The 19,802-nt window shown below is 71.8% G+C and carries 19 protein-coding genes, 1 pseudogene and 1 riboswitch; of the genes and pseudogenes, 12 read left to right on the top strand and 8 right to left on the bottom strand.

Annotation, left to right across the window (positions count from 1 at the left end):
- Positions 1 to 259 precede the first annotated feature (259 nt).
- Complete coding sequence (locus ACFW22_RS00140; RefSeq protein ID WP_386396503.1) at positions 260 to 904, top strand: DUF4126 domain-containing protein; 645 nt, start codon at positions 260 to 262, stop codon at positions 902 to 904.
- A gap of 90 nt (positions 905 to 994) precedes the next feature.
- The gene (locus ACFW22_RS00135; protein WP_386396500.1) at positions 995 to 2,428 is read left to right on the top strand and encodes a phytoene desaturase family protein; all 1,434 of its coding nucleotides are present in this window, start codon (positions 995 to 997) and stop codon (positions 2,426 to 2,428) included.
- A gap of 24 nt (positions 2,429 to 2,452) precedes the next feature.
- Here ACFW22_RS00135 and ACFW22_RS00130 read toward each other — a convergent pair whose 3' ends face one another.
- The 5 genes from ACFW22_RS00130 to ACFW22_RS00110 all read right to left on the bottom strand — a co-directional run bounded on the left by ACFW22_RS00130 (position 2,453) and on the right by ACFW22_RS00110 (position 6,866).
- Positions 2,453 to 3,367: a hypothetical protein gene (locus ACFW22_RS00130; protein WP_386396497.1), complete on the bottom strand. Its 915-nt coding sequence runs from the start codon at positions 3,365 to 3,367 to the stop codon at positions 2,453 to 2,455.
- A 54-nt stretch (positions 3,368 to 3,421) separates the two neighbouring features.
- On the bottom strand, positions 3,422 to 4,339 hold the full coding sequence (gene metF, locus ACFW22_RS00125) for a methylenetetrahydrofolate reductase [NAD(P)H] (RefSeq protein ID WP_386396495.1): 918 nt from the start codon (positions 4,337 to 4,339) through the stop codon (positions 3,422 to 3,424).
- Between the two features lie 85 nt (positions 4,340 to 4,424).
- Positions 4,425 to 5,078 (bottom strand): thiamine phosphate synthase, encoded by a 654-nt coding sequence (gene thiE / locus ACFW22_RS00120; protein ID WP_386396492.1) that lies wholly within the window; start codon positions 5,076 to 5,078, stop codon positions 4,425 to 4,427.
- Positions 5,079 to 5,242: 164 nt separating this feature from the next.
- Positions 5,243 to 5,608: an Rv2175c family DNA-binding protein gene (locus ACFW22_RS00115; RefSeq protein WP_386396490.1), complete on the bottom strand. Its 366-nt coding sequence runs from the start codon at positions 5,606 to 5,608 to the stop codon at positions 5,243 to 5,245.
- A 43-nt stretch (positions 5,609 to 5,651) separates the two neighbouring features.
- The gene (locus tag ACFW22_RS00110) at positions 5,652 to 6,866 is read right to left on the bottom strand and encodes an NAD(P)/FAD-dependent oxidoreductase (protein WP_386396487.1); all 1,215 of its coding nucleotides are present in this window, start codon (positions 6,864 to 6,866) and stop codon (positions 5,652 to 5,654) included.
- A gap of 93 nt (positions 6,867 to 6,959) precedes the next feature.
- Positions 6,960 to 7,072, top strand: a riboswitch (TPP riboswitch).
- Here ACFW22_RS00110 and thiO point away from each other — a divergent pair.
- The 6 genes from thiO (at position 7,070) to ACFW22_RS00080 (ending at position 12,771) form a co-directional block, all read left to right on the top strand.
- Positions 7,070 to 8,224 (top strand): glycine oxidase ThiO, encoded by a 1,155-nt coding sequence (thiO, locus tag ACFW22_RS00105; RefSeq protein ID WP_386396485.1) that lies wholly within the window; start codon positions 7,070 to 7,072, stop codon positions 8,222 to 8,224. (Overlaps the previous riboswitch by 3 nt.)
- Entirely contained in the window at positions 8,221 to 8,421 is a 201-nt protein-coding gene (gene thiS / locus ACFW22_RS00100) for a sulfur carrier protein ThiS (RefSeq protein WP_386396482.1), read from the top strand. The genes thiO and thiS overlap by 4 nt, the downstream gene beginning before the upstream one ends.
- Positions 8,422 to 8,426: 5 nt before the next feature.
- On the top strand, positions 8,427 to 9,221 hold the full coding sequence (locus ACFW22_RS00095) for a thiazole synthase (protein WP_386396479.1): 795 nt from the start codon (positions 8,427 to 8,429) through the stop codon (positions 9,219 to 9,221).
- 169 nt (positions 9,222 to 9,390) lie between these two features.
- Positions 9,391 to 11,304: a Stk1 family PASTA domain-containing Ser/Thr kinase gene (gene pknB, locus ACFW22_RS00090; protein WP_386396477.1), complete on the top strand. Its 1,914-nt coding sequence runs from the start codon at positions 9,391 to 9,393 to the stop codon at positions 11,302 to 11,304.
- A 6-nt stretch (positions 11,305 to 11,310) separates the two neighbouring features.
- Positions 11,311 to 12,171 (top strand): deoxyribonuclease IV, encoded by an 861-nt coding sequence (locus ACFW22_RS00085; protein WP_386396475.1) that lies wholly within the window; start codon positions 11,311 to 11,313, stop codon positions 12,169 to 12,171.
- Between the two features lie 84 nt (positions 12,172 to 12,255).
- Positions 12,256 to 12,771 carry a DUF4396 domain-containing protein gene (locus tag ACFW22_RS00080; protein WP_386396473.1) on the top strand — a complete coding sequence of 172 codons (516 nt, stop codon included), beginning with the start codon at positions 12,256 to 12,258 and terminating at the stop codon, positions 12,769 to 12,771.
- 45 nt (positions 12,772 to 12,816) lie between these two features.
- Here the strand turns inward: ACFW22_RS00080 and ACFW22_RS00075 are convergent, their stop codons facing one another.
- Positions 12,817 to 13,473 carry a sulfite oxidase-like oxidoreductase gene (locus tag ACFW22_RS00075; RefSeq protein ID WP_386396471.1) on the bottom strand — a complete coding sequence of 219 codons (657 nt, stop codon included), beginning with the start codon at positions 13,471 to 13,473 and terminating at the stop codon, positions 12,817 to 12,819.
- Between the two features lie 178 nt (positions 13,474 to 13,651).
- Between ACFW22_RS00075 and bfr the strand changes: the two genes are divergently transcribed.
- Entirely contained in the window at positions 13,652 to 14,128 is a 477-nt protein-coding gene (gene bfr, locus ACFW22_RS00070; protein WP_043223049.1) for a bacterioferritin, read from the top strand.
- A 26-nt stretch (positions 14,129 to 14,154) separates the two neighbouring features.
- Here bfr and ACFW22_RS00065 read toward each other — a convergent pair whose 3' ends face one another.
- Positions 14,155 to 14,403 carry a bacterioferritin-associated ferredoxin gene (locus tag ACFW22_RS00065; RefSeq protein WP_384882758.1) on the bottom strand — a complete coding sequence of 83 codons (249 nt, stop codon included), beginning with the start codon at positions 14,401 to 14,403 and terminating at the stop codon, positions 14,155 to 14,157.
- Positions 14,404 to 14,525: 122 nt separating this feature from the next.
- Positions 14,526 to 15,878 carry a class II 3-deoxy-7-phosphoheptulonate synthase gene (locus tag ACFW22_RS00060; protein ID WP_386396468.1) on the bottom strand — a complete coding sequence of 451 codons (1,353 nt, stop codon included), beginning with the start codon at positions 15,876 to 15,878 and terminating at the stop codon, positions 14,526 to 14,528.
- A 151-nt stretch (positions 15,879 to 16,029) separates the two neighbouring features.
- On the opposite strand from ACFW22_RS00060, the gene ACFW22_RS00055 reads away from it, so the two are divergent.
- From ACFW22_RS00055 to ACFW22_RS00045, 3 genes and pseudogenes are all read left to right on the top strand, one after another.
- Positions 16,030 to 18,813: an N-acetylmuramoyl-L-alanine amidase gene (locus ACFW22_RS00055; RefSeq protein ID WP_386396466.1), complete on the top strand. Its 2,784-nt coding sequence runs from the start codon at positions 16,030 to 16,032 to the stop codon at positions 18,811 to 18,813.
- A gap of 98 nt (positions 18,814 to 18,911) precedes the next feature.
- Positions 18,912 to 18,968 (top strand): trp operon leader peptide, encoded by a 57-nt coding sequence (locus ACFW22_RS00050; protein WP_073917353.1) that lies wholly within the window; start codon positions 18,912 to 18,914, stop codon positions 18,966 to 18,968.
- A 97-nt stretch (positions 18,969 to 19,065) separates the two neighbouring features.
- Positions 19,066 to 19,802 (top strand): annotated as a pseudogene (locus ACFW22_RS00045) (phenazine-specific anthranilate synthase component I); the annotation flags it as partial.

Raw genomic sequence — 19,802 nt, 5'->3', positions numbered from 1 at the left:
GCGCGGCTCGATCCCCCCGAGCCCCGCCGCACCGGCTTCTTTCCTTCACGCACCCCCGTACCGGCGGGCGCACGCCCCCGTGCCGTGCCCTCGCCACCGGCAGGCGCACGCCCCGTTCCGCAGCCCCGTGCCGGCGGTACCGGAGCCGTGCCCCTTCCGTGGACTCCACTCTCTCCTCCGGACCCCGTCGGGCCCATCCGCACAGCTACTCATCTCGACCCCTAGGTACGGATACTCAGTCCTGGTTACGATCACGGGCGTGTCCGTACTCCCCCTGGTGTTCACCAGCGGCTGGGCGAGCGGGATCAACGCGTACGCGGTGGTCCTGCTGTTCGGCGTCTTCGGCGTGACCGGGCTGGCCGACGACGTGCCCGCCTCCCTGCAGCGCACCGACGTCCTCGTCGCGGCGGGCGTGCTCTTCCTGTGCGAGGCGGTGGCGGACAAGATCCCGTACGTCGACTCGATATGGGACTCCGTCCACACGGTGATCCGGCCGATCGCGGGAGCCGTCGTCGGCGCCCTGCTGGCCGGGCAGAGCGGTTCGCTGCCCGAACTGGCGGCGGGCGCGGTCGGCGGCTCGACGGCACTGCTCAGCCACTTCGTCAAGGCGGGGACGAGGATGGCGGTCAACACCTCGCCCGAGCCCTTCTCGAACGTCGCCCTGAGCCTGGCCGAGGACCTCGGGGTGGCGGCGATCGTCACCTTCGCGATCTTCCACCCGGTGGCGGCTGCGGCCATCGCGGCCGTCCTGCTCCTGATGGGCCTGGCCGTCCTGGTCTTCCTCGCCCAACGGATCCGGCGCTTCCGGCGCCGGAGGTCCCAACGGCGGGAGGAGCGGCGGCTCGCCGCCATGGAGCGGAGCCCCCGCGCCCAAGCCCCGCCCGGCGGGTCGGAACACTTCTGACCCCGCTCGGTCCGCCCCGGCCCGCCTCCCGGTCGGGCCGGTCCCGGCCTGGCCCCGATCCGGTCGGAGGGGCCGGCTAGGCTCGCCCGCATGGCACGGATTGTGGTGATCGGCGCGGGTCTCGGCGCCATGGCGGCGGCGGCCCGACTGGCCGTGGCGGGCCACCGGGTGACGGTGTACGAGCGGGCGGGGACGTACGGCGGTGCGGTCGGCAGGTTCGAGCGGGAGGGCTTCGGCTTCGACACCGGTCCGGGGCTGCTCCACCTGCCCGCCGTCTACCGGGACCTCTTCGTGAAGACCGGCAGGAAGCCCCTGGAGGAGTGCGTCACCCTGACGCAGGTCGACCCGGCGGCGCGTCACGTGTTCGCCGACGGCACCCGCGTCGACCTGCCGAACGCCTCCCGGGCCGGCACGGTCGCCGCGCTGGACGCGGCGCTCGGCGCCGGCACCGGGGCGCGCTGGGGCGACTTCCTGAACCGGGCCCGCGAGGCCTGGGACCGGACCCGGCGCCCGCTCCTGGAGGAGCCGCAGCCGGCGGATCCGGCCCCGCTGGCCCGTGAGCCGTACCCGGCCGCGAAGGCGGGGCTGCTGCGCCGTCCGACGACGACGCTCGCCCAGATCGGTGCGCGGGAGCTGCGCGACCCCCGGCTCGCCGCCCTCCTCGACGCGTACGCGTGGTCGTACGGCTTCGACCCGGCCACCGCCCCGGCCGCAGCCGCCGTCCTGCCGTACATGGAGCAGACCTTCGGCAGCTGGTACGTGGGCGGGGGCATGCGGGCGCTCGCCGACGCGGTGCACGGGCGCTGCCGGGAACGACGGGTGGAGTTCGTCTTCGACGCACCGGCGGAGGAGGTGCTGGAGGAGGGCGGTCGGGCGGCCGGCGTCCGGCTGGCCGGTGGCGGGACCGTCGAGGCCGACCACGTCGTGTGGGGCGCTCCCGTGTCGGCGCTGCACCACGAGCGGGTCATCGGTCGGGAACGGGGCGGCCTGCTGCCGCTCCGGCGGACGGACGGCACCGGCCGGGTGACGGTCTGTCTGGCCCTGCGCGGTGCCCGCGAGGAGGGCGCGGCGCACCGGACCGTCGTGCACGGCGGGGACGGGCGACCGACCGTGACGGTGCTGCGGCCGGACGACCCGGTGCTGCGGCCGGACGCGGACCACGAGTCGGTGACCGTGACCTCGACCGTGCGCACCGACCGGGAACGGGACGCGGAGTCCTTCGCCGACCTGATGGTCGAGGCGGCCGAACAGGCGGTTCCGGGGCTCGCGGGGCGGCTGCTCTGGCGGCGGGTCCGCACCCCTGAGGACGTCCGGCGGGACACCGGTGCGGCCGAGGTGCCGGGACCCGCGCTCGCCGGGGCACACGGCCGGTTGCTCCCGGCCGCCAACGCCTCGCCGTTGCCCGGGCTGTACTTCGCGGGCGGTTGGTCGCATCCGGGCGGCGGGCTCGCCCATGCGGGCATGTCGGGCGCGCTGGTGGCCGGACTCGTCGTGGAGGGAGCGGACTTCCGCGGCTCCCGGTAGGGCGTCGGAGGTCCGGGGGACGCTTCAGTAGCGGTACTGCTGCTGCTCGTCCGGGTGCGGCTCGTAGCCGTGGGGCTGCGGGGGCTGCTGGGGCTGCTCGGTGTCGCGCTGTTGCGGGACCCAGACGCCGCCGGGCGGGGTGTCGTACGTGTAGGAGGGGGCGTAGGGATCGCCGTGGTACGGGTCGTACTGCTGGCTGTCCCCGCCCGGTCCGATGTACGGGTCGGAATACGTGGCGTACTGCTGACCGGTGCCGTCGTAGCCGTAGGTCGGCTGCTGCCCGTAGGAGGAGTGGTCGTACCCGGGCTGCGCGTAGCCGGACTGGTCGTACCCGGACTGGTCGTACCCCGGCTGCGCGTACCCGGACGCATAGGAGTCGTACCCCGGCTCGTAGCCGGGGGTGTCCGCGGTGTGGCCGGGGGCCGGGTCGGTGCCGTAGACGGCGTACTGGCCGGTGTCTTCGGGCATGGGCTCGGGCGCGTAGACCGCGGTCGTCTCGACGTCGGTCTCCGGGTGGCCGCCGTGGGGGGAACCGGGATGCCCGGCTCCGTCCTGGCCCGTGCCGTACCCGGCGTCCGCCGGACCGTAGTCGGCGTCCGCGGTGTCGTACGAGAGCCCGGTGACCTCCAGGGTGGGTCCGGCCGCGGCCGGCGGGCCGGCTTTGCGGCGACGGCTCGCACCCGGGGTTCCGCCGATCGCCCAGCCGGTGGAGAAGCCACGGCGGAAGGAGAGCGTCACATAGGTCTGGCCCACGGCGAAGGCGAGCGCCCCGACGACGATGACCGCGACCGAGGGCAGCAGGACGCCCAGGACCACGCCGAGGAAGCCGCTGAAGGCGAGGAGCCGCCAGCGCAGCCGCGCCTTGTACTGGAGGAGGACTTCTCCCAGCAGCCACAGTGCGACCACGCCGAACGCGATGTAGAGGACCGTCCACCCCATGTCCTGCCGCCCCTCTCCACGGTCACCGCCGCGGGTCGGGGCGGGTACGACCGGTCACGACTGCTGGTGCAGTCCGAGATTCTCGTAGATCTCGAGCGTCGCGGTGGAGCTGTTGAGCGTGATGAAGTGCAGTCCGGGGACTCCCTCGGAGAGCAGGCGTGCGCAAAACTCCGTCGCGAACTCGATACCGATGGAGCGTACAGCGGCCGGATCGTCCTTGACGGCGAGGATGCGCTCTTTCACATCCGCGGGGAAGGCGGCATTGCTCAGTTGGGGCAGCCGGTCGAGGGTCTTCACGTTCACGACGGGCATGACCTCGGGGATGATCGGGGTCTCGCAGCCCGCCTTCACGACGCTGTCGCGGAGCCTCAGGTAGTTCTCCGGGTCGAAGAACATCTGGGTGATCGCGTAGTCGGCGCCCGCGCGGCACTTGTTCACGAAGTGCCGCACGTCCGTGTCCCAGTCGGTGGACCGGGGGTGCATCTCCGGGAAGGCGGCGACGCCGACGCAGAAGTCACCCGACTCCTTGATCAGCTGGACGAGCTCGGCGGCGTACTTCACGCCCTCGGGGTGCTCGATCCACTCCCCCAGCGGATCGCCCGGCGGGTCACCGCGGACGGCGAGCATGTTGCGGATGCCTGCGTCCGCGTACTGCCCCAGGATGTTGCGCAGCTCGGCGACCGAGTGGTCGACGGCCGTGAGGTGGGCGACGGGGGTGAGGGTGGTGTCGGAAGCGATCTTCTGCGTGGCCTTGACGGTGCCGCCGCGGGTGGAGCCGCCGGCGCCGTAGGTGACCGAGACGAAGCTGGGGCCGACCGCCTCGACCCGGCGCATGGCGTTCCAGAGCACCTGCTCGCCCTTCTCGGTCCGGGGCGCGTAGAACTCGAAGGAGTACGACGTGCCGCCGGAGGCGAGGATCTCGCGCACCGTGCGTGCGCGGTCCGATCGGACGGATGCGGTACCAAGGGCCATACCGGCAGATTAGACGGGGTCCAGGGTGGCGTGGAAACCGTGTCCGAGTAATGGACAACTTTTTGGACACCCGCCCGGGCGGTTCCTACGCCTCGGCGCGCTCACGGACGCGCTTGGCGAGGGCGGCCGTTGCGGCTGCCGGATCGGCGGCCTCGGTGATCGCACGGACGACGACGATCCGACGGGCCCCCGCGTCCAGCACCTCGTCGAGGTTGGTCTCGTCGATGCCGCCGATGGCGAACCAGGGCCGGTCCTGCGCCAGGCCCGCCGCGTACCGCACGAGGTCGAGGCCCGGGGCGTACCGTCCGGGCTTGGTGGGGGTGGGCCAGCAGGGGCCGGTGCAGAAGTAGTCCACGCCGGGTTCGGCGACGGCCGCGGCGACCTCGGCCTCGGCGTGGCAGGAACGGCCGATGAGCACCCGGTCGCCGAGGATCGCCCGGGCGGCGGGGACGGGCAGGTCGCCCTGCCCGAGGTGGAGGACGTCGGAACCGATGGCGTGGGCGACGTCGGCCCGGTCGTTCACCGCGAGGAGCTTGCCGTGGCGGCGGGCGGCATCGGCGAAGACGGCGAGGTGGTCCAGCTCCTCGCCGGCTTCCATGCCCTTGTCGCGGAGCTGCACGACGTCCACCCCGGAGGAGAGCACGGCGTCGAGGAAGTCCGGCAGGTCGCCCTGGCGCTTCCGGGCGTCGGTGCACAGGTAGAGCCGGGCGTCGGCGAGCCGGGTGCGGGGCGTGGACATGGGTGGGTTCCCCCGTTCGTGCGCCGGCGCCGCGGCGTCCGACCCGTGCGGGGCGGACGCCGCGAGGCCTGCGGCTGGTGTTCTTCGGTGCGTGGAGGCGCCGGCACGCGCACGCCGGTGCCTCGGCATCGGCGCGCACGTGCCGGCGCACGGGTGCGTGCGCGTCAGACGGCAAGCGCCTGGGCGCGGCGCTTCACCTCCGTACCGCGATTCTCGCTGAGCGCCTGGGCGGGCGTGCCCGGCAGGCTCTCGTCCGGAGTGAAGAGCCACTCCAGCATTTCCTCGTCGGTGAAGCCGTCGTCCCGCAGCAGGGTCAGGGTCCCGGACAAGCCCTTGACGACCTTGTCGCCCTGGATGAAGGCGGCGGGTACTTGCAGGGCGTTGTTCGGTCCGCGGCGCACGGCGATGAGCTGGCCTTCCTTGACCAGCTGCCGCACGCGCGTCACCTCGACATCGAGCATCTCCGCGATGTCGGGCAGGTAGAGCCAGGCGGGGACGAGAGCATCGATCTTTACGTCAATCTCGGTCACGGGACAAGCCTGCCATCCCGGACTGACGGCCGGTAGTCGGGCCCTACCGCGCCGCCGCCTTCAGGGGGACGCCGGGGTCGGCGGCGCGCTCCGGGTCGACGGGCACGGCCGCCTCGATGAGCCGGCGCCCCTGCGCCAGGTCGCGGGGGCGGCCGACCGCGAGGAGGGCCACCGGCACCCCGTCCCGCAGCCAGAGCACGGACCAGGACGGGTCGGCGGGGTCTCCGCGCCACAGCAGTCCGTCGGCGCCCCCGTGGTGTCCCGCGTACTGGACGAAGCGTCCGAACTGCTCGGACCAGAAGTACGGGACCGGGTCGTAGGGCGCGTCGTCGGAGCCGGTGATCGCCGCGGCGACCGTGCGCGGGCCCTGGAGCGCGTTGTCCCAGTGGTGGACGAGGAGGCGCCTTCCGTAACGGGCCGAGGGGAAGGAGGCGCAGTCCCCGACCGCGTACACGTCGGGCAGGGAGGTGCGCAGGCGGTCATCGGCGGTGATGGCGCCGCCCGGGTCGAGGGCGATGCCGGAGCCGGTGAGCCAGTGCGTGGCGGGGCGGGCGCCGATGCCGACCACGACGGCGTCGGCGGGGATCTCCCGGCCGTCGTCCAGGACGACGCGGCCGGGCCGGACGGTGTCCACGCGCGCACGGGTCAGAAGGGCGGCACCGCTCTCCTCGTACCAGGCGGCCATCGGGGTGGCGACCTCGGCGGGCAGGACCCCGGCGAGCGGCCGGTCGGCGGCCTCGACGACGGTGACGGCACAGCCCGCCCCGCGCGCGGCGGTGGCGAATTCGGCGCCGATCCAGCCGGCGCCGACGACCACGACGGAACGACGCTGCTCCAGGACGGGGCCGAGGCGCACGGCGTCGTCGAGGGTGCGCAGCAGGTGGACCCCCGGGACGCCCTCGGTGCCGGGGAGGGTGACGGGGTGGGCGCCGGTGGCGATGACCAGGGTGTCGTAGGCGACGGGTCCGGACTCGGTGTCGATCTGGTGGTCGGCGGCGCGCAGTCCGGTGACGTCGAGGCCGAGGCGGAGTTCGATGCCGAGGTCTTCGAAGTCGACCTCGAAGGCGGAGCCCTCGGCCTTGCCGAGGAGGACCGCCTTGGAGAGCGGGGGTCGGTCGTAGGGCTGGTGGGGTTCGGCCCCGATGAGGGTGACGGGGCCGGTGAAGCCCTGCTCGCGCAGGGCGACGGCGGTCTGGACGCCCGCCATTCCGGCGCCGACGATCACGACGTGCTGCTGGGCCTGCTTCTGCTCGCTCACCCGCCCAGCTTATGCATCTGACGGTTCATCAGAAAAGTGAGGGGGCGGGAGGGCCTGTGGTCCTCCGACGGCGTCGGGCTAGTCTGACGGGCGTAAAGCACTCGCGGGAGCCCGGACGACCGGGCTGAGAGGGAGGCTGGGACGGCCTCCGACCGTACGAACCTGATCCGGGTCATGCCGGCGAAGGGAGGGGCTGGACGCCCATGCGTTCTTCCGATGTCCTCGTGGTCGGGGGCGGCATCATCGGCCTGGTCACGGCCTGGCGTGCCGCGCAGCGCGGACTGCGCACCGCCGTCGTCGACCCCGATCCGGGCGGCGGGGCCGCGCAGGTCGCGGCCGGGATGCTCGCCGCCGTCACCGAACTGCACTACGGCGAGGAGACCCTGCTCGGGCTCAACCTCGCCTCCGCCGCGCGCTACCCCTCGTTCGTCGCCGAGCTGGAGGAGCACACCGGCCACGACGTCGGCTACCGCGCCTGCGGCACCCTCGCCGTCGCGCTCGACGCCGACGACCGCGCCCACCTGCGTGAACTGCACGCCCTCCAGACCCGCTGCGGTCTGGTCTCGGAATGGCTCAGCGGCCGGGACTGCCGCCGCCTGGAGCCGATGCTGGCACCCGGCGTCCGGGGCGGGCTCCGGGTCGACGGCGACCACCAGGTCGACCCGCGCCGGCTGACCGCCGCGCTCCTCCTCGCCTGCGAACGGGCCGGGGTCGCCTTCCACCGCACCCTCGCGGAGCGGCTCGCGGTGGCGCGGGACCGGGCGCGCGGCGCGGTGCTCGCCGGTGGCGGGGAACTGGCGGCCGATCAGGTCGTCCTCGCCGCGGGCAGCCTCAGCGGACGCCTGGCGGGCGTGCCGGAGGAGGCGCTGCCGCCGGTCCGCCCCGTGAAGGGCCAGGTCCTGCGGCTCCGGGTGCCGACCGCGTACGCCCCCTTCCTCTCCCGCACCGTCCGGGCCGTCGTCCGCGGCAGCCACGTCTACCTGGTGCCCCGCGAGAACGGCGAGCTCGTGGTCGGCGCCACCAGCGAGGAACTGGGCTGGGACACGACGGTGACGGCGGGCGGGGTGTACGAGTTGCTGCGCGACGCCCACGAGCTCGTCCCCGGCATCACCGAACTGCCGCTCACCGAGACCCGGGCCGGATTGCGCCCCGGATCCCCGGACAACGCACCGCTGCTCGGCCCCAGCGCCCTGCCGGGCCTCCACCTGGCCACCGGCCACTACCGCAACGGGGTCCTGCTCACGCCCGTCACCGGCGACGCCCTGGCGGAGGTGCTCACCACGGGCGCCCTGCCGGACGAGGCACGCCCCTTCGCCCCCCGCCGTTTCTCTCCCGCACACCAGGAGCAGCCCGCATGAACGTGTCCGTGAACGGAGAAGCCCGCGAACTCGCGGGTCCCCTCTCCCTCGACGCCCTGGTCGCCACCCTGACCACGGCCCCCTCCGGGGTCGCGGCGGCGCTCAACGAGACGGTCGTGCCGCGCGGCGCGTGGGCCACGACGCTCCTCGGCGAGGGCGACCGGGTGGAGGTCCTCACCGCGGTGCAGGGGGGCTGAGCACGATGTCCGACGACGCGTTCGTCCTCGGCGGCACGGAGTTCTCCTCCCGGCTCGTCATGGGCACCGGCGGCGCCCCCAGCCTCGACGTGCTGGAGCGCGCCCTCGTCGCCAGCGGCACGGAACTGACCACCGTCGCCATGCGGCGCCTGGACCCCACGGTCCGGGGCTCGGTCCTCTCCGTCCTGGAGCGGCTCGGCATCCGGGTCCTGCCCAACACCGCGGGCTGCTTCACCGCGGGCGAGGCCGTCCTGACCGCACGGCTCGCCCGGGAGGCTCTCGGCACCGACTGGATCAAGCTGGAGGTGGTCGCCGACGAGCGGACCCTGCTGCCGGACGGCGAGGAGCTCCTCGCCGCGGCCGAGACCCTCGTCGACGACGGCTTCACCGTGCTCCCCTACACCAATGACGACCCGGTCCTCGCCCGGAAGCTGGAGGACGTGGGCTGTGCGGCGATCATGCCGCTCGGCTCGCCGATCGGCTCCGGGCTCGGCATCCGCAACCCGCACAACTTCCAGCTGATCACGGAGCGGGCGGGGGTCCCGGTGATCCTCGACGCCGGGGCGGGCACCGCGTCGGACGCGACGCTCGCGATGGAGCTGGGATGTGCGGCGGTGATGCTCGCGTCGGCGGTGACCCGCGCGCAGGAGCCCGTCCTGATGGCGGGGGCCATGCGGCACGCGGTCGAGGCGGGACGGCTGGCCCACCGTGCGGGACGCATCCCCCGGCGCCACTTCGCCGAGGCCTCGTCCCCCGTGCAGGGCCGCGCCCGTCTGGATCCCGAGCGCCCGGCCTTCTGAACCGCGCACGGCGGACCGGGCCGGCCGCGACCGCCCGGACGCCGACCGCCTGCGGTTCCCGAGGAGGGGGTGCCGCACGGGGCGGCGGGGGCGGGCACTCGTCACAGGTGCGCTGCAGTACCGACGCACCCGCGCGGGCGCCCCGCCCCCGGCTCGTAGACTCGACGTCGTGGACACGACCCTTCAGGACCCCCTCGTCGGGCGGCTGCTCGACGGCCGCTACCGCATCGACGCGCGCATCGCCGTGGGCGGGATGGCCACGGTCTACCGGGCCGTGGACACCCGTCTCGACCGCATCCTCGCGCTCAAGGTGATGCACCCCGCCCTGGCCGCCGACGCCGCCTTCGTCGAACGGTTCATCCGCGAGGCGAAGTCCGTGGCCCGGCTCGCGCACCCGAACGTCGTCGGCGTCTTCGACCAGGGCGCCGAGGGCGCGTACGTCTACCTGGCGATGGAGTACGTCGCCGGCTGCACCCTCCGTGACGTCCTGCGCGAGCGCGGCGCCCTCGCGCCGCGGGCCGCCCTGGACATCCTGGAGCCGGTGCTCGCCGCACTCGGTGCCGCGCACCGGGCCGGCTTCGTGCACCGGGACATGAAGCCGGAGAACGTCCTGATAGGGGATGACGGGCGGGTCAAGGTGGCCGACTTCGGCCTGGTGCGGGCCGTGGGCTCGGCGACCGCCGTCACCGGCCCGGTCCTGGGCACCGTCTCGTACCTCGCACCGGAGCAGATCGAGTACGGCACCGCCGATCCCAGCGCCGACGTGTACGCCTGTGGAGTCGTCCTCTACGAGATGCTGACCGGCGGCAAGCCGCACGGGGGAGAGACCCCGGGGCAGGTCCTCTACCAACAGCTGAACACCGACGTGCCGGCCCCCTCGGCCGTCGTCCCGGGGCTCGCCCCGGCACTGGACGGGCTGGTCGCAGCCGCCACGGCCCGTGCTCCCGAGGCCCGCCCGCAGGATGCGGTGGCCCTGCTCGCCCTGCTCCGGGAGGCCCGCGCCGGGCTCGATGACGAGCAGCTGGACGCACTGCCCCCACAGGCGCGTTCCGGCCCCCGGGACACCGCCGAGGACCGGACCAGCGTGATCGCCCGGCCCGTGCCCACGACGGCGGGCGACACCCCGTCGGTGCTGCACACCAACCGGCTGCCCGCCCCGGAAGCCCCTCCGGCGTCCGGGGCCGCCCGCAGGCTCCCGCCGCGCGGCCCCCTCCTCGTCGTCGCCGTCGTCCTGCTCGTCCTCGGCCTGGGCACCGGCGTCTGGTACATCAGTTCCGGCCAGTTCACCCGCGTGCCGGCCGTCCTGGGCCAGTCCGAGGCCGCCGCGACGAAGCGCCTCACCGACGCCGGTCTGGACGTCGGAACGACGAAGCGCGACTTCAGCGACGTGTACGAGCGGGGCACGGTGATGGCCGTCGACCCGGAGCCCGGCGAGCGCGTCCGGGGCAACAGCACGGTCACCCTCACCCTCTCCCGCGGTCCGAAGGTCGTGAAGGTGCCCAACCTCAGGAACCAACCGCTCGCGGAGGCGAGGCGCATCCTGGAGCAGGAGGGACTGGCTCCCGGAATGGTGACCCGTGCCTTCAGCGACTCCGTCGAGCAGGGCTCCGTGATCAGCACCGATCCCGAGCCCGGCACCGAGCGCAGCCCCGACTCGGCCGTCGCCCTGGTCGTGAGCAAGGGCGCGCCGATCGACGTGCCCGACGTCAGCGGCAAGACCGTCACCGAGGCCACGGCCCTCCTCCAGGGCGAAGGGCTCACCGTCAAGGTCGCCCCGGAGCGGATCAACTCGCCCGAGGCCGCCGGCACCGTCGCCGCCCAGTCCCTCGCCGAGGGCAGTCGGGCCGCCGGGGGCGACGTGATCACCCTGACCGTCTCCAAGGGACCGAAGCTCGTCGCGGTTCCGGACGTCACGGGGAAGACGATCGAGGACGCGCGGACGGCCCTGGAGGAGGAGGGCTTCCAGGTGGAGGTCAAGAAGTCCTTCCCCTACCTGGGCAACACGGTCGCGAGCCAGTCCGTGGAGGGCGGCGGAACGGCTCCCGAAGGATCCACCATCACCATCACGATCAAGGGACTGTAGAAACCCATGCGCAACCCCGTCGGCGGCCACGTCCCCGTGGCCGGTGGCCTCGCCACGACAGGCCTCGGCTACGCCCGCGAGCTCGGCGCCGAGACCGTGCAGGTCTTCGTCGCCAATCCGCGAGGCTGGGCCACTCCGGCGGGCAACCCGGCCCAGGACGAGCGGTTCCGGGAGGAGTGCGGGGCCGGGTCGATCTCGGTCTGGGTGCACGCTCCGTACCTGATCAACTTCGGGTCCCACACCGAGGCGACCGTCGAGAAGTCGGTGGAGTCCCTCCGGCATTCGCTGCGCCGGGGGCGGGCGATCGGCGCGAAGGGCGTGGTGGTGCACACCGGCTCGGCGACCGGCGGCCGGCCGCGCGAGGTGGCCCTCGCACAGGTGAGGGAGCGGATGCTGCCCCTGCTCGACGAACTCACCCACGAGGACGATCCGCACCTGCTGCTGGAGTCGACGGCGGGCCAGGGCTCCTCCCTCTGCTCGCGGACCTGGGACTTCGGGCCGTACTTCGACGCCCTCGACCGCCATCCCAAGCTGGGCGTCTGCCTCGACACCTGTCACGTCTTCGCGGCGGGGCACGACCTGACGGGCCCGAGCGGGGCGACCCGGACCCTGGACCTCCTGGTGGACGCGGTCGGGGAGGGGCGGCTGAAGCTGATCCACGCCAATGACTCGAAGGACGTGGTGGGCGCCCACAAGGACCGGCACGCCAACATCGGATCCGGTCACATCGGCGAGGAGGCGTTCGGGCGGCTGCTCCGGCACCCCGCCACCGATGGCGTGCCGCTGATCATCGAGACCCCGGGCGGCAAGGAGGGGCACGTCGCCGACATCGAGCTCCTGAAGAAACTCCGGGAGCAGCGGGGCTGACCCCCTTCGGGAATACCCCATGGGGGTATACAGTTGTCGTGGTCGACGGCAAGAACCGCCACTCGATGCCGGGGGGGCACACCCATGCAGCACGAAGCGCACGCACCGCACGACCACACCGACCACCAGGCACACCACACGGGACACCACGCCGACACCGGCAAGGCCACCTGGTCCACGGCCGCCCGGGCCACGCTGCACTGCCTCACCGGCTGCGCCATCGGCGAGGTCCTCGGCATGGTCGTCGGCACCGCGCTGGGCTGGGGCGCCGCCCCGACGATGGCGCTCGCGATCGCCCTGGCCTTCGCCTTCGGCTATGCGCTCACCCTGCGCGGCATCCTCTCCGCCGGGATCGCCTTCCGGGCGGCCTTCAAGGTGGCCCTCGCCGCCGACACCCTCTCCATCACGGTCATGGAGATCGTCGACAACGGCATCATGACCCTCTGGCCCGGCGCCATGGACGCACACCTCGACGAGCCGCTCTTCTGGACCGCGCTCGCCCTCTCGCTCGGCGTCGCCTTCGCCCTCACCGTTCCGGTCAACAAGTGGATGATCGGCCGCGGAAAGGGGCACGCAGTGGTGCACCGGTACCACCACTGAGCGTGCGGCGGGACCGACCGGAGCACCGGCGGGCGGTTCGGAGGGCTACAGCTCCGGACCGTCCCCCGGCTCCTCCTGGTAGGAGTAGCGCTGCTCCGTCCAGGGGTCGCCGAGGTTGTGGTAGCCCCGCTCCTCCCAGAAGCCCCTGCGGTCGGCCGCCATGTACTCGACGCCCCGGACCCACTTCGGCCCCTTCCAGGCGTACAGGTGCGGAACGACGAGCCGCAGCGGAAAGCCGTGCTCGGCGGTGAGCAGCTCCCCGTCCTTGTGGGTGGCGAAGATCGCGCCCTCCGCGGCGAAGTCGGCGAGCCGCATGTTGGCGCTGTAGCCGTACTCGGCCCACACCATCACATGGGTGACCTGGGGCGCCGGCGGGGCGAGCTCCAGGACCGTGCGGGCGGGGACACCCCCCCATTCGGCCCCCAGCATGCTGAACTTCGTGACGCAGTGCAGATCGGCCACCACCGTGGAGAACGGCAGGGCCGAGAACTCCTCGTGGTTCCAGCAGCGCTTGTCCCCGTCGGCCGTCGCACCGAAGACCCGGAACTCCCACCGGTCCGGCTTGAACTTGGGAACGGGACCGTAATGGGTGACCGGCCAGCCGCGCTGCAGCCGCTGTCCCGGCGGCAGATCCGGCGGAAAGTCCGGCGAACGATCCGGCTGACCCGCTTCCCGGTGTGCTCCGCTCTCCGGCTGACCCATGCCGTCCATGGTGACAGACGGCGAGCAGTGGTCATAACCAAGCGACCGTCAGGACGCGTCGATTGGGGCAACTCCGACTAAGCCTGCACTTACTGGACGCCCCTCTCAAGGGGGTGCGAGGATGCGATCATCCCGCCCGGTGACGGCGTAGACACGTAGCGTGGAAGGAGCCTCTGCGATGCAGGGCGACCCCGAGGTCCTCGAATTCCTCAATGAGCAGCTGACCGGCGAGCTGACGGCCATCAACCAGTACTGGCTGCACTACCGCATCCAGGACAACAAGGGCTGGACGAAGCTCGCCAAGTACACCCGCGAAGAGTCCATCGACGAGATGAAGCACGCGGACAAGCTGACCGAGCGCATCCTGATGCTCGACGGCCTGCCCAACTACCAGCGGCTCTTCCACGTGCGGGTGGGTCAGACGATCACCGAGATGTTCCAGGCGGACCGCCAGGTCGAGGTGGAGGCGATCGACCGCCTGAAGCGCGGGATCGAGGTCATGCGCGCCAAGGGGGACGTCACCTCGGCGAACCTCTTCGAGGAGATCCTCGCGGACGAGGAACACCACATCGACTACCTGGACACCCAGCTGGAGCTGATCGAGTCACTGGGCGAGGCGCTCTACATCTCGACCCTCATCGAGCAGCCGAGCTAGCCCCGGGACCGCCCGGGGCCATGCGGCTAGGCCGCTTCACCGAGCTCCGCGACCGCTTCCGGCGCCAGGGCCGGAACTCCCCGGTCCAGGAGCTCGCGACGCGGGCAGCTGCCCCGCCCGAGAATGGCTTGAATGCGACGGACACAGGAGCCGCAGTCCGTACCGGCCTTGCAGGCGGAGGCTATCTGGCGGGGAGTGCAGGCGCCCGCGTCCGCATGCTCCTTGACCTGCTTCTCCGTGACACCGAAGCATGAGCAGACGTACACGCGGTTCACCTCCCACCGGGATCCATAAGGCTAACCTAACCTTACCCGGCACCCCCAAGGCCCAAAAGACCCGGATGTGGAGATGGGGCGCGGATCACAACGATCCGCGCCCCATCTCCCTGAGGAGCCGCTCACTGGTTGCGGTACATCTCCGCCACCAGGAATGCCAGGTCGAGCGACTGGCTGCGGTTGAGCCGAGGGTCGCAGGCGGTCTCGTAGCGCTGGTGCAGGTCGTCGACGAAGATCTCGTCGCCGCCACCCACGCACTCGGTGACGTCGTCACCGGTGAGCTCGACGTGGATGCCGCCCGGGTGGGTGCCCAGCGCCTTGTGGACCTCGAAGAAGCCCTTGACCTCGTCGAGCACGTCGTCGAAGCGGCGGGTCTTGTGCCCGGAGGCGGCCTCGAAGGTGTTGCCGTGCATCGGGTCGGTGACCCAGGCGACGACCGCACCGGAGGCGGTGACCTTCTCGACCAGCTCGGGGAGCTTGTCCCGGACCTTGTCGGCGCCCATGCGGACGATGAAGGTCAGCCGGCCCGGCTCGCGGTCCGGGTCGAGGCGGTCGACGTAGGTGAGCGCCTCGTCCACGGAGGTGGTCGGGCCCAGCTTGATCCCGATCGGGTTCGCGATCTGCGAAGCGAACTCGACGTGGGCGTGATCGAGCTGCCGGGTGCGCTCACCGATCCAGACCATGTGGCCGGAGGTGTCGTACAGCTTGCCGGTGCGCGAGTCCGTACGGGTCAGGGCGCCCTCGTAGTCGAGCAGCAGCGCCTCGTGCGAGGCGTAGAACTCGACGGCCTTGAACTCGGCCGGGTCGGTGCCGCAGGCCTTCATGAAGTTCAGGGCGTTGTCGATCTCGCGGGCGAGCGCCTCGTAGCGCTGGCCGGAGGGCGACGACTTGACGAAGTCCTGGTTCCAGGCGTGCACCTGGCGCAGGTCGGCGTAGCCGCCGGTGGTGAAGGCGCGCACCAGGTTGAGCGTGGAGGCGGAGGCGTTGTACATCCGCTTCAGCCGCTCGGGGTCCGGGACGCGGGCCTTCTCGTTGAAGTCGAAGCCGTTGACCGAGTCGCCGCGGTAGGTCGGCAGGGTCACGCCGTCGCGGGTTTCGGTGCCCTTGGAACGGGGCTTCGAGTACTGCCCGGCGATGCGACCGACCTTCACCACGGGCACGGAGGCCGCGTAGGTGAGGACGGCGCTCATCTGGAGCAGCGTCTTGAGCTTGGCCCTGATGTGGTCGGCGGACACGGCGTCGAAGGCCTCGGCGCAGTCGCCGCCCTGGAGCAGGAACGCCTCGCCACGGGCGACGGCTCCCATCCGGGCGCGCAGCTGGTCGCACTCTCCCGCGAAGACGAGCGGGGGATACGACTCGAGGTCCGCGATCACATCGCGCAGAGCCTCGACATCGGGGTACTCGGGCTGCTGCGCCGCGGGCAGGTCTCGCCAGGTCGCCTTGGCGACGGCGTGGGAATCAGCGTTCACGGTCACCTGCACCACATTACGGGGTTCTTCGTCCGTTCCTGTCCCCTGCCCAGTGGCTGAGACGGGTGCCGGACTCGCCCCTGCGCCTTCTCGTGTTACTGAGCGGTGCTAGTCTCGGCCCCGTTTAACAAGAGCAAAGTCGATCACAGGGGTGGGTGTGACCCAGAGGCACCGTAGGGACCGCAAGAAGAAACGGCTCTTGTACGGAGCGGCGGCGGCGGTCGTCGCCACCGCAGCCATCGGCACCATTGCCGTCGCCTCTCCGGGGCTACTCGGCACGGGGGGCAAGGACGCGCCCGGCCGGGATGCTTCCCTTCAGAAACAGTTCGCAAACGCCGCGCGCGAATTCGACGTTCCGCAGAGCGTGCTGATGGCGGTGTCGTACCAGCAGACCCGGTGGGAGTCGCACGACGGCGAGCCGAGCACCACGGGTGCGTACAACGTCATGGGGTTGACGAAGGTCGACCCGGAAGACGTGCAGCAGAAGGTCACCGAAGAGCAGATCGACCACTTCAACGGTTCCGGTCGCCCGGAGATCGAGGAGACCTTCGACCGCGAGGAGGTTCGACGCGCACTGGAGAAGGCGGCCGTCGACACCGACGACCCCAAGCTCCACACCCTGGACAAGGCCGCCGAGCTGATCGACAGCTCCACCGAGACCGTCCAGAACGACACCTCCGAATCCATCCGCGCCGGTGCCGCGCTGCTCGCCGACTACCAGAAGCAGGCGGGCGCCGAGCTCTCCGACGACCCGGGCGACTGGTACCCGGCCGTGGCGCGCTACAGCCAGTCCCCCGAGGAGAAGGGCGCCGAGCTCTTCGCGGAGCGCGTCTTCGAGTCGATCGAGAAGGGCGAGCGGGCGCTCACCCTCGACGGCGAGCACGTCTCCCTGCCGGCCGACCCCTCGGTCGAGCCGGTCAAGCCGGCCAACGTGCCGCTGGCCGCGACCTTCGCGAGCACCACGGAGACCCCGAGCCCCGAGTGCCCCTCGGACCTGAACTGCAACTTCGTTCCGGTCCGCACGGACCCCTCGAACCCCGACAAGCGCAACTACACCCTCGGTGACCGCCCCGGCCAAGGCGTGGACATCCGCCAGATCGTCATCCACGACACCGAAGGCGGATACGACGGTTCGCTCGCCGCGCTGACCGACCCGAACGTCCCCGGCAGCGCGCACTATCTGATCCGCGCCTCGGACGGCCTGGTCACCCAGATGATCGAGAACAAGAACCTGGCGTGGCACGCGGGCAACTGGACCCACAACATGCACGCCATCGGCGTGGAGCACGAGGGCTTCGCCATCAAGGAGGGGAGCTGGTACACCGAGCCCCAGTACCGCTCCTCCGCCGAACTGGTGAAGTTCCTGGCGGACAAGTACGACGTGCCGATCGACCGTGAGCACATCATCGGTCACGACGAGGTGGCGCTCCAGACGGACGGCCGCGTCTCGTCGCTGCACTGGGACGCGGGCCCGTACTGGGACTGGAACCACTACATGTCGCTGCTGGGCGCCCCGCAGGGCGACCAGGGCGCGGGCGGCCTGCTCAGGAAGGGGCAGGTGGTCCGGGTGGTCCCGCCGTTCACCACGGCGAACCAGCCCAAGCTGACCACCGGGGGCACGGCCGTCCCGGCGCGTCCGTCCAACTTCGGCTACCTGTACACGGAGCCCTCGACGAGCGCGACGACACTGAAGGACCCGTACTTCACCTCGGCCTGGTCCGAGGGGTCCAACTACGGCAACAAGGTCCGCGCCGGCGGTCTCTACGTCGTCGCCGAGGCCAGCAACAACTGGACCGCCATCTGGTACGCGGGCCAGATGGGTTGGTTCTACAACCCGGGCGGCCAGTACACCGTGCCCGTGCCGGACGCCACCGTCGTCAAGGCCGCCTCCGGTTCGGCGAAGGTCTTCGGCCGCTCCTTCCCGGAGACCGCCGCGTACACCGCCGCCGGCCTCTCGGCTCCGGGCGACGAGAACGACCCGCTGTCCAAGTTCTCCCTCGGTGAGGGCCAGGCCTACGTGAAGGCCGGTCCTGCGGTGAAGGGCGACGACTGGTTCGGCTCCGCCCAGAAGAACGTCATCGGCTCCACGCTCTTCGTGCCGATCCGCTACCACCACAAGATCGTCTGGGTGAAGCAGAGCGAGGTCACGGAGGCCCCCTCCGTCGCCCCCGTCCGCACGGACAACCGCTACGACCTCCTCGCCCGTGACGGTTCCGGCATCCTCTGGCAGTACCAGGGCACCGGCGACGCTTCCGCTCCGTACCTGACCCGGTACCGGGTCGGCAGCGGGTGGAACGCCTACAACGCCATCACCCCGCTCACCGCCTTCCGTGCCGACGGCGTCGGAAACGCCGTGGCCCGGGACGCCTCCGGCGTGCTCTGGCACTACCAGGGCAGCGGCAACCCGTCGGCGCCGTTCAAGCCGCGCACGAAAGTCGGCGGCGGCTGGCAGGTCTACCGGCAGATCGTCGGCGTGCGCGACGTCAACGGCGACGACGAGCCCGATCTGATCGCCGTCGACTCGTCGGGCTTCCTGTGGTTCTACAAGGGCACCGGGAACACCGCCGCGCCGTTCGAGCCCCGGGTCAAGATCGGATCCAGTTGGAACGTCTACGACGCGATCATCGGCACCGGTGACCTGACGGGTGACGGCAAGCCCGACATCATCGCCCGCGACACCTCCGGCGTCCTCTGGTCGTACAAGGGCACCGGCAGCTCCACCGCTCCCTTCGCCTCCCGCGTCAAGGTCGGCGGCGGCTGGCAGACGTACGACACCATCGTGGGTCCGAGCGACCTGTCCGGTGACGGCAAGGTCGACCTCGTCGGCCGCGACGCCTCCGGCGGCCTCTGGTTCTACAACGGCACCGGCAGCTCCACCACGCCGTTCACGCCCCGCGTCAAGGTCGGTTGGGGCTGGCAGATCTACAACCTGATCTTCTGATCTCGATCGGCAGCCCGCTGTGCCTCGGGGCCGGGTCCACACCGTCCACGGTGTGGACCCGGCCCCGCTTCCGTGCTCCGCTGGGTTACAGTGCTCGCATGTACGCGTCGCAGATCCAGAACTGGTGGTGGACCGCTCATCCGGCGGCCCACTGATCACGCGTACACCGACAGACACGCGAAGGCCGCCCGAGGGGCGGCCTTCTTCGTGCCCGGGCCGTTCCTCTCCTCTCTCCCCGGAAGGAACGACCCCATGGACCTCTCCCGCCTCCTCGACGAGTCCTGCCCTCCCTTCGCCCTGCTGCGCCGACGCACACCGGGCCGCGACCACGACACCGTCGAGGTGCTGATCGGCCGGGTCCACGAGGCCGAACGGCTCGCGGACCTGCCCGTGGGCGCACTGCCGACGCTCGCGCTCGTGCCCTTCCGGCAGATCCGGGAGCGCGGTTTCGACGTGCGGGACGACGGCACGCCGCTCTCCGTGCTGGTCGCCGACGAGGTGCACGAACTGGCGCTCGCCGAAGCCCTGGCCGCACTGCCGACCCACGAAGTACGGGTGGAGGGCGGCGGCTTCGACGTCTCCGACGAGGAGTACGCCGAGACCGTGCGACGGGTCATCGCGGAGGAGATCGGCTCGGGCGAAGGGGCGAACTTCGTGATCCGGCGGACCTACACCGGGGAGATCCCGGGCTTCGGACGGGCCGATGCGCTCGCCCTGTTCCGGCGGTTGCTGGCGGGCGAGCGGGGTGCGTACTGGACCTTCGTGGTGCACACCGGGGAGCGGACGCTCATCGGGGCCAGCCCCGAGGTGCACGTCCGGATGTCGGGCGGCCCCGGCGGGCGCGAAGCGCTCTCCGTCGAGGGTGGTGGTGGGCGACGGGCAGAAGAAAACAGCGGGCGCGAAGCGCTCTCCGTCGAGGGTGGTGGTGGGCGACGGGCAGAAGAAAACAGCGGGCGCGAAGCGCTCTCCGTCGAGGGTGGTGGTGGGCG

It is taken from the genome of Streptomyces sp. NPDC058872, from assembly GCF_042743065.1.
GTDB lineage: Bacteria > Actinomycetota > Actinomycetes > Streptomycetales > Streptomycetaceae > Streptomyces.
The sequence above is the reverse complement of the archived record's forward strand: the minus strand, read 5'-3'. Positions and strand labels throughout refer to the sequence as shown.

What these genes read in the sequence shown, in the direction of transcription:
- ACFW22_RS00135 (WP_386396500.1), top strand. Translation starts at nt 995, where the DNA reads ATGGCACGGATTGTGGTGATCGGCGCGGGTCTCGGCGCCATGGCGGCG.
- ACFW22_RS00130 (WP_386396497.1), bottom strand. Translation starts at nt 3,367, where the DNA reads ATGGGGTGGACGGTCCTCTACATCGCGTTCGGCGTGGTCGCACTGTGG.
- metF (WP_386396495.1), bottom strand. Translation starts at nt 4,339, where the DNA reads ATGGCCCTTGGTACCGCATCCGTCCGATCGGACCGCGCACGCACGGTG.
- thiE (WP_386396492.1), bottom strand. Translation starts at nt 5,078, where the DNA reads ATGTCCACGCCCCGCACCCGGCTCGCCGACGCCCGGCTCTACCTGTGC.
- thiO (WP_386396485.1), top strand. Translation starts at nt 7,070, where the DNA reads ATGCGTTCTTCCGATGTCCTCGTGGTCGGGGGCGGCATCATCGGCCTG.
- thiS (WP_386396482.1), top strand. Translation starts at nt 8,221, where the DNA reads ATGAACGTGTCCGTGAACGGAGAAGCCCGCGAACTCGCGGGTCCCCTC.
- ACFW22_RS00095 (WP_386396479.1), top strand. Translation starts at nt 8,427, where the DNA reads ATGTCCGACGACGCGTTCGTCCTCGGCGGCACGGAGTTCTCCTCCCGG.
- ACFW22_RS00085 (WP_386396475.1), top strand. Translation starts at nt 11,311, where the DNA reads ATGCGCAACCCCGTCGGCGGCCACGTCCCCGTGGCCGGTGGCCTCGCC.
- ACFW22_RS00080 (WP_386396473.1), top strand. Translation starts at nt 12,256, where the DNA reads ATGCAGCACGAAGCGCACGCACCGCACGACCACACCGACCACCAGGCA.
- ACFW22_RS00075 (WP_386396471.1), bottom strand. Translation starts at nt 13,473, where the DNA reads ATGGGTCAGCCGGAGAGCGGAGCACACCGGGAAGCGGGTCAGCCGGAT.
- bfr (WP_043223049.1), top strand. Translation starts at nt 13,652, where the DNA reads ATGCAGGGCGACCCCGAGGTCCTCGAATTCCTCAATGAGCAGCTGACC.